Source organism: Johannesbaptistia floridana, from assembly GCF_057440575.1.
On record NZ_JALKVM010000196.1, the window covers coordinates 1 to 15,851 of the forward strand.

General features: G+C 35.5%; 12 protein-coding genes and 1 pseudogene. 2 read left to right on the forward strand and 11 right to left on the reverse strand.

The genetic code is table 11. From position 1 onward, the window contains the following. Nucleotides 1-123 precede the first annotated feature (123 nt). On the reverse strand, nt 124-324 hold the full coding sequence (locus MW688_RS13105) for a hypothetical protein (RefSeq protein ID WP_486736456.1): 201 nt from the start codon (nt 322-324) through the stop codon (nt 124-126). Nucleotides 325-677: 353 nt separating this feature from the next. Here MW688_RS13105 and MW688_RS13110 point away from each other — a divergent pair, with 353 nt between their 5' ends. Beyond that, on the forward strand, nt 678-2,273 hold the full coding sequence (locus MW688_RS13110; protein ID WP_486736457.1) for a mechanosensitive ion channel family protein: 1,596 nt from the start codon (nt 678-680) through the stop codon (nt 2,271-2,273). A gap of 364 nt (nt 2,274-2,637) precedes the next feature. Beyond that, nucleotides 2,638-3,654 carry an AI-2E family transporter gene (locus MW688_RS13115; RefSeq protein ID WP_486736458.1) on the forward strand — a complete coding sequence of 339 codons (1,017 nt, stop codon included), beginning with the start codon at nt 2,638-2,640 and terminating at the stop codon, nt 3,652-3,654. Here MW688_RS13115 and MW688_RS13120 read toward each other — a convergent pair. From MW688_RS13120 to MW688_RS13165, 10 genes and pseudogenes are all read right to left on the reverse strand, one after another. After that, nucleotides 3,651-4,658: a glycosyltransferase family 2 protein gene (locus MW688_RS13120; RefSeq protein ID WP_486736459.1), complete on the reverse strand. Its 1,008-nt coding sequence runs from the start codon at nt 4,656-4,658 to the stop codon at nt 3,651-3,653. The genes MW688_RS13115 and MW688_RS13120 overlap by 4 nt on opposite strands. A 940-nt stretch (nt 4,659-5,598) precedes the next feature. Further along, a complete protein-coding gene (locus MW688_RS13125) occupies nt 5,599-6,159 on the reverse strand; it encodes a Uma2 family endonuclease (RefSeq protein ID WP_486736460.1) in 561 nt (186 codons plus the stop codon). Between the two features lie 563 nt (nt 6,160-6,722). Beyond that, nucleotides 6,723-8,117 (reverse strand): MFS transporter, encoded by a 1,395-nt coding sequence (locus tag MW688_RS13130; RefSeq protein WP_486736461.1) that lies wholly within the window; start codon nt 8,115-8,117, stop codon nt 6,723-6,725. A 562-nt stretch (nt 8,118-8,679) separates the two neighbouring features. Further along, nucleotides 8,680-9,849: a restriction endonuclease subunit S gene (locus tag MW688_RS13135; protein ID WP_486736462.1), complete on the reverse strand. Its 1,170-nt coding sequence runs from the start codon at nt 9,847-9,849 to the stop codon at nt 8,680-8,682. After that, nucleotides 9,846-10,328, reverse strand: a complete 483-nt coding sequence (locus MW688_RS13140; RefSeq protein WP_486736463.1) for an N-6 DNA methylase — start codon at nt 10,326-10,328, stop codon at nt 9,846-9,848. The genes MW688_RS13135 and MW688_RS13140 overlap by 4 nt, the downstream gene beginning before the upstream one ends. A gap of 225 nt (nt 10,329-10,553) precedes the next feature. Continuing rightward, nucleotides 10,554-11,732, reverse strand: a complete 1,179-nt coding sequence (locus MW688_RS13145; protein ID WP_486736464.1) for a restriction endonuclease subunit S — start codon at nt 11,730-11,732, stop codon at nt 10,554-10,556. After that, complete coding sequence (locus tag MW688_RS13150; protein ID WP_486736465.1) at nt 11,729-12,172, reverse strand: N-6 DNA methylase; 444 nt, start codon at nt 12,170-12,172, stop codon at nt 11,729-11,731. The genes MW688_RS13145 and MW688_RS13150 overlap by 4 nt, the downstream gene beginning before the upstream one ends. A gap of 130 nt (nt 12,173-12,302) precedes the next feature. Beyond that, nucleotides 12,303-12,374: pseudogene (locus MW688_RS13155) on the reverse strand (element excision factor XisH family protein); the annotation flags it as partial. Nucleotides 12,375-12,404: 30 nt separating this feature from the next. Further along, nucleotides 12,405-13,535 (reverse strand): restriction endonuclease subunit S, encoded by a 1,131-nt coding sequence (locus MW688_RS13160; protein WP_486736466.1) that lies wholly within the window; start codon nt 13,533-13,535, stop codon nt 12,405-12,407. Between the two features lies 1 nt (nt 13,536). Beyond that, a complete protein-coding gene (locus tag MW688_RS13165; RefSeq protein ID WP_486736467.1) occupies nt 13,537-15,018 on the reverse strand; it encodes a type I restriction-modification system subunit M in 1,482 nt (493 codons plus the stop codon). Between the last annotated feature and the right edge of the window lie 833 nt (nt 15,019-15,851).

The window sequence follows — 15,851 nt, forward strand, 5'->3', positions numbered from 1 at the left end:
TCTGGTAGAGAGGAGAGTGTAGATTTAATTATTTACACTCATGATAGTTTTGGTTGAAATTTACTCAAGGCTCATATCTGATACTAGTACTTTAGTACTAAATTAGCTGAAAAAACAGTTTATTTATTTAGTGGTTAAAAGGATTTGTGCCCTCAGGCGATCGCCAAAAAAGTAAGTATAAATACTTAAAAACTCTCTTTCTCCCCCTCTCCCTGATATCTTCCACCAGAACTTATGTACTAATTTTTTAGGAAAAATGTTCTTGATGGTTAATTCTCTATAATCTTTGTCTCCTAGGGGTTTAACATCAATTCTTTTACTCATTACTTTAAAACTCATTACTTCAAAACTCATTACTCAACAACAACCAGTAAATGAGTGATAAAGATGCAAGATGTGAGAAGGGGAGGATAAAGAATTTTATTTTTCTTTTAACTTAATCTTAATTTTGATGAGATATAATGACATATAAGCATAGCTAAGGTGTTAGATTTCAATTATGTGCTTATAAAGTGGTTTTAAGAAGCTGAAGGTGTAAGAGATAAGTATGGCAAAATATAGTTAAATTCCTTGACTTTTACCAGTTAAAGTAATCCTTAAGCAATATTCACTGTATAAAAATTTAAACATATTCAAGTAAAAATACCAAACTAAAAACTACAAAGAGGTCAAAGACAATGAGAGATATCTTATTTACCTGTTTAGAAATAGCAATTATTTATACATTGACGTTTTTCTTACTTTGGATTAATAACAAAGCTTTTAGTTTACTCAAGGGTTCAAATTTCTTAAATAAGAGTCAGTCTATCTTCAAAAAAGCAGAAAATAATATTCGCTTTCTGATTATCATAGTTAGTACTGTAGCAGCATTTTCTGTACTGGGGTTTAACTTTTGGCTATTTTATCAAAATAAATCAATTCCAGCTTACACTATAAACTTAATTGAAAAAATTCCTCCTCAAACCTGGATTAATTTAGGACTAGGAATTGTCAAAACCATAATGCTTTTTTGGTTAATTTATTACCTTAACAAAGGTGTTGCCTATGGACTTAAAAAAGCTTGTGTTTTTGCCCAAGATTTTGATGAGATCAAAGAAAATGACGAAAGCGTAGCCAAGTTTTTTGATACGGCCGAAACAGCTATAAAAAATAGCTTCTGGTTAATTGGTTTTAACATCACGCTATTGTTTTTTTACTTACCAGAGACAATTATCAAAACAGTTTATACAGGAATCAAAATTTATATTATTTTTTCTATAGGAATTTTGATTTTGAAATCTGTGAGTATAATTGTTGATACCTTAGATAATTTAAGTCTGAGGTTATCCCAATCTAATCAAATTTTTCAAATATATCAGAGATTTAGACACTTACTCGGTTTTTTCCGAAGATGTTTAGAAACAGCAGTTGCAGTTTTATTTACAACCTTTGCCATTAGGCAAATTGAAATACTAGCTGATTTAGCCACATTCGGTGAAAAGCTGGTGAGAGTTGTTGCCATAGTTTTTCTCAGTCGTATTATTGTAGAAATTAGTAAACTAATTATAGAAAAGCTAATGTTTATGGATGGAGATAAGGATACTAAGAAAAAAGATTATAAAATGAAAAGTACCTTTCTGCCTCTAATTGAAAGCGTTGTTAAATACTTGATTTTCTTTTTTGCTGGTATTTTTATACTCTACGCTTTGGGAATAAATCCTTTACCTATCTTAGCTGCTGCGGGTATTTTGGGAGTAGGAATCAGTTTAGGCGCCCAAACATTAGTTAAAGATATTATCGCTGGCTTTTTTATTCTGTTTGAAGGAGATTTTTTAGTAGGAGATTTTGTTAAGATAGGAAAGTTTAGTGGTTATGTTCAATCAATAGAATTGAGAACCACAACTATCAGAAGTATTCAAGGACATCATCAAATTATTAGAAATGGTGACATTGATCAAATTGTTAACTATACTAAAGAATCTTGGAATAAAGTAATTGTTGAATTTGGTGTAAGTTATAAAGCTAACCTAGACTTGGTTTACAAAATAGTAGAAGAAATTGGCGAAGAATTAGCTGCAAGTAATTCCAATGTACTTGAGAAGACAACAATTAGAAGAATTGAAGAGTTTAGAAAACATGATATCTTAATTAGTACAATCACAACAATTATTCCAGACACTGCTATAGGTGTTTCTGGACAATTGCGCAAACTTCTCAAAGAAAGATTAGAAAAAGCAGGAGTTGAACAGCCTTATGCAAAAAATATGATTTTAAATGGTTTTGGAGAAAATTAACACAGGAGTTAAACTCAGATCTTGCATCTTTACCCAAAGTTACTTGTGGTGGTTGAGTTTTGAAGTAATGAGTTTTGAAGTAATGAGTTTTGAAGTCTTGAAGTGAAAGAAGTTATGAGTTATGAATAATGAGTTTTTAAGTCTTGAAGTGAAAGAAGTAAGGAGTTTTGAAGTAAAAGAATTGATCCTAACCCCTTAAAAATTGATTCTCGCTTGTTGGTCAATTTCTGTACTTTTTTAGGAGTGCAAGATATGAGAAGACAAAAATTTACTTGAATTTGTTACCTCTTCAGTAAGATAACAAAACCGACTATTTATAGTAAACTCTAGCTTAAATTAACTAAAAAAAGAAGGAGATGAATATTTGAGTTTTAGTAAACTAATGGGGTTTGCCCTGTTGCTAATTGTTATTTATATTTTATGGAAAATTAGAACTGTATTGCTTTTAGCCTTAGCTGCTGTTTTCTTTGCCACAGTAATTAACCATTTAGTTAAGCAACTGCAAAGATTGAAAATTAAACGAACTTTTGCTGTAATCATGGCGCTGATGCTGGTATTAGGGGTATTAATTGGAATTTTCAGTATTGTGATACCTTCTTTAAGAGAAAAACTCCCTCAAATCATCAGCAGTATTCCCGATGCAGCTACTCAACTTAGCCAGGGTTATCAATGGCTAGAAAATATTCTCCCGAAGCAATTACTTGAGGAAATTGACAGCTTACCAAAAATAATGACAAAATTGATGCCCTTGTCTCCATCAGGAGGAATATTTAGCATTTTTTCTGGTACCTTCAATTTCATTGTTAATTTACTTTTAGTAATTGTGGTGATTGTGATGTTGGTTGCCAATCCTCAATCATATCGCCGGATAGCTATATTACTATTTCCCTCTTTTTACCGAAATCGTGCTGAAGAAATTTTAACTGCCACAGAAACTGCCCTCATTGGTTGGTTTATAGGTGTTTTATTTAATGTTAGTATTATCACTATTTTTAGTACCTTGGGTTTATGGCTATTGGGAGTGTCTTTACCTGTGACTAATGGAATTATTGCAGGAATTCTAACTTTTGTGCCTAACGTAGGTCCGACAATCAGTGTAATTCCTCCCGCGGCTTTAGCTTTATTAGAAGTGCCTTGGAAAGCTGGTGCGGTGATTATTTTGTATATAGTAATTCAGCAGATTGAGAGTCAGATTCTCACCCCCCTAGTAATGAAAAAACAAGTTTCTCTACTGCCTGCGATTACTTTGTTATCTCAAGTAGCATTTGCTGCTTTTTTTGGACTTTTGGGCTTATTTCTGGCTCTCCCGATTATTGTTGTAGCTCAAGTATGGCTAAAAGAAATCTTAGTTAAAGATATTTTAAATCAGTGGGAAAATTAAGCAGAAGGCATATCTCCCTTATATTCAATCAAAGTTGCCTGTTTCCCTTGCCAACGATTTAACCAGTATTTACTTTGACCAATTACCTGAGCAAATTTAAAGAGTAAGCTAAAATAAGCAGTAGTGATTGCTTGGGATGTAGAATTAGTTTTAGCTAAAAAATTACGAGACATTCGCCACAGAAGTAATGGGTAAGCTAAGAGTAAAAGAGCGCTCAAACCAGAAGTTAACCAAATTCCTCCAATACTAACTAGGGGTAAAATTAAACCCCAAAACCAACCACTGAGATGTTGTCTAACCATATATTTTTCTGGAGTGTTCCCATACATAGCAGTTTCTTGTGCTACATACCAACCACCACGCACTGAACGCTTCCACCACTGAGAAAATTTATACATAGCTGCATCATGCCAAGTCATATCAGCATCAATGCGCATGATTTTCCAACCTCTAGCACGCATTCTAATACACATTTCTGGTTCTTCTCCACAAATCAAGGCGCTATTATAGCCATTGACTTCTTTGAGGGCACTTACTCTAATGAGAGAATCACCACCACATTCTTTAGCTTCGCCTATAGGAGTATTCCATTCAATATCAGCTAGAAGATTATAAACGGAGGCATCGGCATACTTTTCTCTTCTTCTACCACAAACCACAGCTATTTTAGGGTCAGTTTCCAGTGTGGCGATCGCATTTTCTAGCCAACCTGTAGCTAAATCGCAATCACCATCGATAAACTGTATACACTCTAGTTGGGGGTAATTTTCCCATAACCACTTCATCCCTGCATTTCTCGCCCTAGCTGCGGTATAGGGTAAGGAGTCATCTAATTTTACGGTATGAATTCCAAATTTAGCAGCTACAGCACAACTATCATCTGTAGAGTTGGAATCTACATAAACTCTGGGTATATTCTCAGCTAATTGATTATCTAAGGTAGTTAAACAACTAACTAGTCTTTCGCCTTCGTTTCTCCCGATAATCACCACACCTATATTCATAAATCAAAGTGTCCAATGGTCTCATTTTCTTTTTGCTTATTTTATCTCAAGTTATCTACTTGGTGGTGTAGCTTTCTCTGTGGTCAAGATATGATCAAGTATATCACCAATGCAAGATCTGGTGATTGGACTTGTTCTGAGGGCACTTCCCAAAGGCAAACTACATTAAAGTGATGCTGGGTTTCATTCAAAACAAATGCTGTTTGATTAACTAAAATTGAACTAGTTTTTCTTAAGTATGAGTAGGGTGTGTTAGGGCGAAGCCCGTAACGCACCGTTAGTTGAGTAATGAGTAACGAGTAATAAGTAATGAGTAAGAAGGTAGCCTGTACGTAGCCTGTAGGTTGGGCAGGGAGATAACCCAACATGATGAGTAATGAGTAAGGAGTAATGAGTTTTGAAGTAAGAAGGTAGTTGTAGGGTGTGTTAGGGCGAAGCCCGTAACGCACCGTTAGTTGAGTAATGAGTAACGAGTAATAAGTAATGAGTAAGAAGGTAGCCTGTACGTAGCCTGTAGGTTGGGCAGGGAGATAACCCAACATGATGAGTAATGAGTAAGGAGTAATGAGTTTTGAAGTAAGAAGGTAGTTGTAGGGTGTGTTAGGGCGAAGCCCGTAACGCACCTAGATGAGTAATGAGTAATGAGTTTTGAAGGTAGCCTGTAGCCTGTAGGTTGGGCCCTTGGTCACTACACCCAACATCTTCCACCTTTGCCAAAATTTACTGATGGGGGAAAGGGGGAGTAGGGAGACCCCTTTTAAGTAAAATTACTGAATTTGCTGATTAAATGTATATTTCTATACATTAATTTCTTAGACAAAATCTAAAAAAGCACATAATCACAAGTTGCGGTTTTTGTCAAGTTTTAGAGTAATTTCTTAAATGAACCGCGATCGCCCAGAAAAGAATATCATACTTAAAATCTACAAAGCCAGTCATTTTAATTCATTTTTAACCAACTAAACACTTGACTTACTGTTAAATCTAATTTAATAAAATCCAAAACAGGTAAAGAATCATTACCTTGCAAAATTTGCGGTTGTTTATGAGGGATAAAAGCCAAAATACTATAATCATCAGGATCAATAAACCATCCTAATTGAGAACCATAATTTAAACAATGAAGAATATTGCCAATAACTTTGTTAGGTTTTTGTTGAGGAGATAATATTTCAATAGTCCAGTTTGGAGGTAATAAAAAATTATCTGGAACTTCCCCATCCTCATTGAAAACAATTTGCTTCCATTCAAATACACCTACATCTGTGACAATTGAGCGATCGCCAAAAGTACAGCGTAACTCAGGAAAAGCATAAGCAATTTTCTCCGATTCAGTAACTTGATTAATAACAGCACAAAGTTTACCCTGTAAACGGCTATGTCTTCCTTTCGGCATTGGTTTTTCTATAATTTTTCCATTAATATATTCTAGGGCTGGTTTAGTTTCAGGTAGTTGTAAAAACTCAGCTAAAGTTAATGTTTTTGAATCTATAACTGTCATAATTATTCGTTTATTTAGGGTACGGGTGAAAAAGTAAGTTTTGGTGAGGTTAGGGAACTCCCGAACCAATACTGCGTAGGTTTTGAATCAAACATATTTATTTTGAGAAAGCAGGGAGCACCGGAGCAGGGAGCAGGGAGAGAAGTTTTTGGCTTTGTAATTAATCTCCTTTCAACCTTACTCTAATCAATAATTTTCTCTTAACAAAAGCAGTATTGACTCCCGAACACCGGAACAGGAAGAAGGAATAAAATGTAACAATAATAACAATTTACCCCACAATGTCGAGAGAGCCCCAATTTTTAAGCGCGATCGCACTTAAAAATTGATTTTCGCCTGTTGGCCTATTTAGTACTTTTTTAGGAGTGCAAGATATGGGCACCGAGGCACCGAGGCAGGAGGCAAGAGAGTTAGGTACAACCTCATGAGTCCTTTGAAATGCTATAAATTATTCTAATTACTCCAAGACTTCAAAACTTCTTACTTCAAAACTCATTACTTCAAAACTCATTACTCATTATTCATCCAAAAGTAACTTTGGATAAAGATGCGAGGGTCTGAGGTCAGTGTGTGGAGTCGTCAGCTTTTGTGAGTGAATTATTTTTTGGCACTTCTACAAACAGAGTTAAAATAGCTGCAATGATTAAAAATCCGCCACCGATTACCACAGCCAATAGGCGATTTTGGTGTAATAAATTCTGCATCACCCAACCAAAACACAGAGAAATAGCTATTTCTGGTAAAACAATGAAGAAATTAAAAATTCCTTGGTAGATACCGCGACTTTCTTCAGGGATTGCCCCAGTTAACATGGCGTAGGGTAAAGATAGAGCGCTTGCCCAAGCTATTCCAAATCCTACCATAACTAATAACAACATATACTGATTATGAATATTGAGTAGGGCGATTAAACTAACTCCACCACAAACAAGACAGAGACTGTGCATTAATTTTTTGCTAGTTTGCTTGGCTAAATAGGGCAACACAAAGGAAAACACCACACAAACCCCATTAAACAAAGCAAAACACAATCCCGCCCATTCTACACCTTCGCTGTATAAACTTGATTCTTGATTAACAGCGCCAAAGATATTGCGGGCAACCGCAGGAGGAAAATAGATAAAGAAACAAAAGATACCTAACCAGGTGAAAAATTGTACTCCCGCTAATTGCTTCATGGTTTTAGGAATAGTTTGCAATGTTGACCAAGTTTCTTGTAGAGAGTTAATAATGCCGCCTTTTTCTGCTTGGATTTTCTCAAAGGCTTTCATATTGGGGGGAGGATTTTCTGAAGTGGTAAAAACAGTCCATAGTATGGTTGTTATGAAGACAAAAGCCCCAATATAAAAAGAATATTCTACATTTTGAGGAATCTTTTGAAACTCGCTTGCCGTGTTATTAACATCAAAAAGATGATTGAGTATCCAGGGTAAAGCGGAAGCGGCGATCGCACCTATTCCCACCATTACACTTTGTATAGCAAAGCCTTGGGTGCGTTGTTTTTGTGGTAGTAAGTCTCCCACAAAGGCGCGAAAGGGCACCATAGTTGTATTTGCACTACTATCTAGTATCCATAGTAAAGCTGTAGCGGCCCAAATTGTGGGAGAATAGGGCATAAACACTAAAGCAATAGAGGCAAAAATTGCCCCTACTAAAAAATATGGGCGACGTCTACCCAAAAAAGTCCAAGTTTGATCGCTGAGATTGCCGATGATTGGTTGAATAATCAATCCTGTTAAAGGTGCCGCTAACCACAGAATTGGTATTTGGGTAGCTTTTGCCCCTAAATGTTCAAAAATAGCGCTCATATTCGCCATTTGTAAACCCCAGGCAAACTGAATACCCAGTAAACCGATATTCATATTCCACAGTTGCCAGAAGCTAAACTTTTCTTTTTTTATTGATTCTGATGTTGTTGTTTGATCCTTGTTTATTTCTATTGTTTGATTTTTTGTCATAGATATGATTTTACTTAACTTAACTCAATTGAAACTGAAAACTTGATTAACCTCCACAAACAGCGCTTTATATCAAATATTAGCTGGGAGTAGGGAGATGGGTTTTAAGCTTTGGAATTAATGCAAAAATCAAGGGGTGCATGAAAACCTGATTTACTCTTAAATCCTAGAACAGTACTCTTGTACTAATTTACTTGAGGAAAAAGCTGATTTCTTTGGTTGTTAAAAAAGAATGAGGATCCAAAAAAATAATTTCCAATTTTGAATTCATTCTACCTATTTATCAATTATATCTTTTATAGGGCTAGATGCAGGGAATACTCAGATCTTGCATCTTTACCTAATGTTACTGGTTGTGGATGAATTATGAGTCTTGAAGTAATGAGTAAGAAGTCTTGAAGTCTTGGAGTACTAAGCTTTGAAGTTTTGAAGTAAAAGAATTGATCCTAACCCCTTAAAAGGAGGCAGGAGGTCGGCATAGATGGGGATTTTAAAAATTGATTCTCGCCTGTTGGCCTATTTCTGTACTTTTTTAGGAGTGCTTTGATATGAGTTTATTGTTTTATAGTTCCCCACGAAATGCTTTTTGTAATAGACAGTTGAAGAGGTTATCAAGGAATTGTGAATGTCTTTCAAAAGACTGTTGAGATGAAACTAAATGATTATAAAAATTTCTATAACTTCTTTGCAGAGATATTGGAGGAGTGTATATTTGAATTCTTTTTAAACCTGCCTGATTTATACCAGAAATAGTAGATCTAGTAACGTTGGGAAAGACGTGTACTTTTCTTACTTGTGGCTGCATCATATAAAAAAAGAAAAATATTGTGTCTACAATATCTTGTTTTAACCTAACTCTAATTAAACTTGATTCAAAAATTAAAGGTTCTTTTTCTTGAGGAATCAAACATGGTTTAGCTGCTCCTTCGTAAGTTAAAGATCTTCGTGCAATAATAAGATCATTAGGATAAAGACTGTATTTTTTAATATTTTCTGGTGTTGTATTAACTCGCTTAAGATTACCTCTTTTTACTACATTGTAGAAAGCATCAGACATGTGAACCATTTCTACGCCTAAATGATTTTTTACGTAATCAGTTTGTGGAAAATAAGCTCCATTTTGAAGAGGTTCAGCGAGTAAATTTCCTAAATTAGTAACCTTCCACCCCTTGGGATTAGTAACAGGATCGCCAAACATCTCCAAAAAGAGCGATCGCAACAACTCCTCCGTTAACTTTATTGCCTCTTGGCGCTTGCGTCGTATTTCATCAGCTTTATCTAGTATTGCTGCCAGGCGTTTTTGTTCTTCTAAGGGGGGTATATAAGCTTTTGTCTGAAGAAACTCATTTCTATTGATATGTTTCATGGTTGAACCATGAATATATTGAGTCATTAAATTGACTGCAACACGCAAGGCATATTTAAAATAGGGTTTCCAAACTAACTTATTATTAGGTACAACTTTAAAAATATGTTGATTTAAAACACCTATCTCTTCACTTTCCCATTCAAATACACCTAAACTTGCAGACCAAGAAACCAGAAGCTCCCCTGGATATATCCAATATTTCTCTGGAACTTCTTGTGAGGTTCTATTATAAGGTTTAGACGCATCTGTGAGATTTTGAATACGAATTATTGGTTTACCCTTGTTTTCCCAATCAGAAGGTTTAAAAGCTTTACCATTAATAAAATCTGCTACTTCTCCTAAAGAAATTAGATATTTTTTCACCCCAACATCGCCTCCAACGCCTGTAAATCCTCTCTTATTTCATCTTCTAAAGACATCAACTGGTGCAAAATCACTCGGGGAGACTCATACTCCACCTCCTCATAACTTACCTGTTTATAACGATTGATAGACAAATCATAACCATTCGCCTCTATCTCCGACTTAGGCACAAAAAATGACTTAGAAGCGCGATTATTATCCCGATATACATTCCTTTGCTGCCAACACTTAATTATCTCTGGTATATCATTCTCCTCAATCGGCTGGCGCTTATCATCTAGAGAGTAGCCATCTGCCTCCATATCGTAAAACCACACTGCATCCGTGCCATTTTGCACTACTGCTAACTTAGTAAATATCAATACCGCCGTCATATTAATAATGTGTTGTGGGGTGCGAAATTGCCCATTAGTACCTGCTGTAGTCAACTTAGATAGCATATACTCATATAAGTCCCCTTTGGTATCCCTATCTTCCATTGTTAAGAAAGATGTTTATAAAGGATAGCTTAACTCAGGGGGGAATAGCAAACAGCGATCGCCCTTTTGAGTAATGAGTTTTGAAGTAATGAGTAATGAGTCTTGAAGTAAGAAGTTTTGAAGTAATGAGTTAAAGAATTAATGCGATCGCGCTTAAAAATTGATTCTCGCCTGTTGGCAAATTTCTGTACTTTTTTGGGAGTGCTTTGATATGAGTTTATTGTTTTATAGTTCCCCACGAAATGCTTTTTGTAATAGACAGTTGAAGAGGTTATCAGAAACGTTTAGCTGTTTTTTTTGCTTAGTAGAACACAGTTTTATATCTTCTTCAAATTTAGCAAATTTATTTTGTAGGTTAGTTGGTGGTAATATTATGGATAAATTTTTAAGTTTGCTTGCATTAACTCCAGGTTGAGTTGTTCCATTTAAATTTTCAGTAATTTGATGCCAATAATATTGTGTTTTAAAAAAATGAGATAAGTAAATAGGATTAACATCACAGTTAGGTCTAATTCTGATTAAATAAGAAGCAAAAACTGAATTTTCTGGACAATTACGAATTAAAAAACTTTTACCCGTTGTTGCTCCTGTTCTTGCGAAAACTATATCACCATAACTTAATTGATATTTACTTAATTCTTTTACTTTGCATTCACAATAAGGTACTTTGTTCCAGTTTACAGTATCTTCTTGTATATCGGTTATTCGTAAAAATTTAATACCATTATCTTTTTCTATAGCTGAAGCAGTATGTCCATAGTCAATTTTTGTAGCCAGATTTTTTAACGTTACAGTCTTCCACCCTTTAGGATTAGTAACAGGATCGCCAAACATCTCCAAAAAGAGCGATCGCAACAACTCCTCCGTTAACCTTATTGCCTCTTGGCGCTTGCGTCGTATTTCGTATGCTTTATCTAGTATTGCTCCCAGGCGTTTTTGTTCTTCTAGGGGTGGTAGAGGTATTTTGTATAATTTTACATTTTTTGCCGATAAATTGGGTTGAGATGAACCGTTATCATATTTACACATTTCCGATTTACCCAATCCACTAATTAAAAAATAATAAAGATACTTAGTAATCAGATTACTTTTAGGTCGAATAATTACTAAAGATGAAGCAATTGCTCCTTTGTCAATATTGTCAATAATAGCAGTTTTTCCCAGTGAACCTCTTAAACAATAAAGAATATCATTGGGTTCAACTTTTCCGCTACCTAAAGAATTAAACTTTGACTCTGTAATGTAGTTCATAGAGTCAAAGTTAATATATCCTTCTTGTATATGACCCGCATTAATAAATGGTATTCCACAAGAAACAAAATCTTCATGACTTGGATAATTTTTTCCTCTATCTCCATTAATAAAATCTGCTACTTCTCCTAAAGAAATTAGATATTTTTTCACCCCAACATCGCCTCCAACGCCTGTAAATCCTCTCTTATTTCATCTTCTAAAGACATCAACTGATGCAAAATTACTCGGGGAGACTCATACTCCACCTCCTCATAACTTACCTGTTTATAACGATTGATAGACAAATCATAACCATTCGCCTCTATCTCCGACTTAGGCACAAAAAATGACTTAGAAGCGCGATTATTATCCCGATATACATTCCTTTGCTGCCAACACTTAATTATCTCTGGTATATCATTCTCCTCAATCGGCTGGCGCTTATCATCTAGAGAGTAGCCATCTGCCTCCATATCGTAAAACCACACTGCATCCGTGCCATTTTGCACTACTGCTAACTTAGTAAATATCAATACCGCCGTCATATTAATAATGTGCTGTGGGGTGCGAAATTGCCCATTAGTACCTGCTGTAGTTAACTTAGATAGCATATACTCATAGAGGATCATATAGCAATTCTCATACTGGTGAGATACAGAGGTGATCGCTTTGAGGCAGGAGGCAGAAGGCAGAAGGCAGCTATGCTGGTGTTTTATGTACCTCATGAGTCTGATAAACGCTATAGATAATTGTCCAACCATCTTTAATTAAAGCATTTTTTACAGTTAAATGGTAAATATCTTTGGCTGGCATATTCTTTTTAATTTCAATAAAGTTGTTTTTTTACAGTTCGCCTCGAAAGGCTTTTTGTAGTAAGGAATTGAAAAGATTATCGATAGATATTTTACTTTGGTAATTTTTTCTAGCATTTTTTCTAATCTGCTGAATCAATTGAGAAAATTTTTGTTGTAGGTGATAAGGTGGCACTGGTAAATCTAATTTGCTAAGTATTTTAAGATTAATATTTTTTTGGGTAGATTGTGGAGCGAGATCTTCTAAAATAGGTTGTAAAAAATTAAACCATCCTTGAATATATTCATTTGTTACTCTTTCATTTGGTTGAAAACCAACAACACTATCAGGAAAACAAGCATCAAAACCAAGTATTCCAGTTTGAGCGATATTTGCAGCTATAGTAATACAAAGAGTTCCTGCTTGCCACATTTTACTTTGTGCCAACCCCTTCTCGGAATAGGTTTGAGTATAAGTTTCAATGACTCCTTTACAGTTAGCTATATCTCCTGTTTGAATTAATGGATATTTTCCATTCAGTAAACAAGGATCATTGCGAGGACGATGTTTAGATTTTCCTCTATTTAAAGTGCCTAAATTTCCTAGTAAATCTTTTTCCCACTCCTTAGGATTAGTAACAGGATCGCCAAACATCTCCAAAAAGAGCGATCGCAACAACTCCTCCGTTAACTTTATTGTCTCTTGGCGCTTGCGTCGTATTTCGTCTGCTTTATCTAGTATTGCTGCAAGGCGTTTTTGTTCTTCTAAGGGGGGTAGGGGAATATTAATTGATTCTAGACAATCTTTATTAATAGCTTTAAAAGTAGTTCCTTGGCCTTTTTCAGATAAAGATGGTTCTAAAAATTTAAAAAACCAATATAAATATTTTTGCTCAACTTGATTAACATCTCCGCGAATAGCCGCTAAGCCTCTACCAATACAGCATTTTTCTTTAGCGATATTTGTGGGTCCAACAGGTGCTCTCACAGATATTAATATATCATGCTTTTCTGCCAAACGTTTTGGTTCACTACACCATTTTATCGGAGTAGGATGTATATCACCAAATTCTGCTTTTCCTTGAAAAAAAGGAAAGCCTAATTTTTTATAATTATATGAACTACTTGATGGAGATTGACCCATTATTATAGAAGCAACCTGAGATAGTTTTTTGGTATTCATTTCACCCCAACATCGCCTCCAACGCCTGTAAATCCTCTCTTATTTCATCTTCTAAAGACATCAACTGATGCAAAATTACTCGGGGAGACTCATACTCTACCTCCTCATAACTTACCTGTTTATAACGATTAATAGACAAATCATAACCATTCGCCTCTATCTCCGACTTAGGCACAAAAAATGACTTAGAAGCGCGATTATTATCCCGATATACATTCCTTTGCTGCCAACACTTAATTATCTCTGGTATATCATTCTCCTCAATCGGCTGGCGCTTATCATCTAGAGAGTAGCCATCTGCCTCCATATCGTAAAACCACACTGCATCAGTGCCATTTTGCACTACTCCTAACTTAGTAAATATCAATACCGCCGTTGATACTCCTGCATAGGGTTTAAATACTCCTGACGGCATAGAAATTACCCCTTCTAACTTATGATGTTCTACTATTACTTGACGAATGGTTTTATGGGCTTTTGATGACCCAAATAATACTCCATCTGGCACAATTACCGCACCTCTTCCCCCTACTTTGAGTAGACGCAGAAACAAGGCTAAAAATAATAATTCTGTTTTAGTGGTATTAAATACCTTAGTTAGGTCTTTTGCTATGGTTGATTTTTCCACAGAACCCTTAAATGGTGGATTCGCTAAAATGAGAGTATAGGCTTCTTTCACATCTCCACTTTCTTCGGCGAGAGAATCTCTGGCTTCTATATCTGGGTCTTCAATACCATGCAGCATCAGATTCATACTGCCTATTCTCAACATGGTGGCATCGAAGTCAAAACCGTGGAACATTTCATTCATAAAATGTTCTCTGTTACCCGGCGCATTTAGTATATAGTTACCCTCATCATCCTTTTGACGGCGCAAATATTCTGAGACAGCTACTAAGAAACCTCCTGTACCACAGGCAGGGTCACAAATAATATCTTGGGCTGTTGGCGCCATAATTTCCACAATCATGTTAATAATGTGCCGTGGGGTGCGAAATTGCCCATTAGTACCTGCTGTAGTCAACTTAGATAGCATATACTCATATAAGTCTCCTTTGGTATCCCTATCTTCCATAGGTATTTGGTCAATTTGACTCACCACATTAGCTAGTAAGGCGGGATTAGAAATGAGAAAAACAGCATCCTTTGTATGGCGAGAATAGGAGGTATCGTTGGTATGACCTAGATTTTTAATTAGAGGGAAGGCTTTGTCTCTGACTACCTTTAACATAGTTTCTGAGTCGTCTAAGTTTTTAAAATAGGACCAGCGACAGTCTTGATTTTCTGGAGTGAAGGTAGGATTAGATATAGGTTTACCGAGACGTTGGGCTTTTCTTTCTTTAGCTAATTCTAAATCATCGAGGCGCTTGATAAACAGGAGGTAAGATATTTGTTCAATCACAGAGAGAGGGTTACTAATACCGTTATTCCAAAAGGTGGTCCATAGTTTATCTACTTTTGATTTTAACTCTCCTGTAATCATCGCTTTATCTTCTTTGTTGTCTTTTACTAGTACATAATTATCAAATTATAGCAGTAGTCAGAAGGTTAAGGTAATTTCAGTTTTTGCCCTCAATCTTGTAAGCGATCGCCTTTTTGAGTTTTGAAGTAATAAGTAATGAGTAATGAGTAAATACCCTCATCAACTCATATCTTCCACCAGAACTTATGTACTAATTTTTAAGGAAAAATGTCCTTTATGGTTAATTCTCTATAATCTTTGTCTCCAAGGGGTTTAACATAAATTCTTTTACTCATTACTCATTACTCATTACTCATTACTCAACCACCACAAGTAACTTTTGATAAAGATGCAAGATCTGAGATCAATGGAGCTATGCTTTATCAACATCTTTCTTAACACAAAACTTGACAAAAGCCGCAACTTGTGGTTTTGTGCTTTTTTAGATTTTGTCTCTTGAAAATAATGTATAAAAATATACATTTAATCAGCAAATTAAGTAATTTTACTTAAAAATTTTCTCCCTGCTCCCCCTTTCCCCCATCAGTAAATTTTGGCAAAGGTGGAAGATGTTGGGTGTAGTGACCAAGGGCCCAACCTACAGGTTACAGGCTACCTTCAAAACTCATTACTCATTACTCATGTTTGGTGCGTTACGGGCTTCGCCCTAACACACCCTACTCATACTACTCATACTCAGGGGGGAATAGTAAAAAGCGATCGCCTGGATAAATTCAAAGATAAAATAAAGCTAAAAGCCCCCCTTTTTTAAGGGGGGAAGGGGGGATCATCTTAACTAAGGGGGGAATAGTAAAAAGCGATCGCCTGGATAAATTCAAAGATAAAATAAAGCT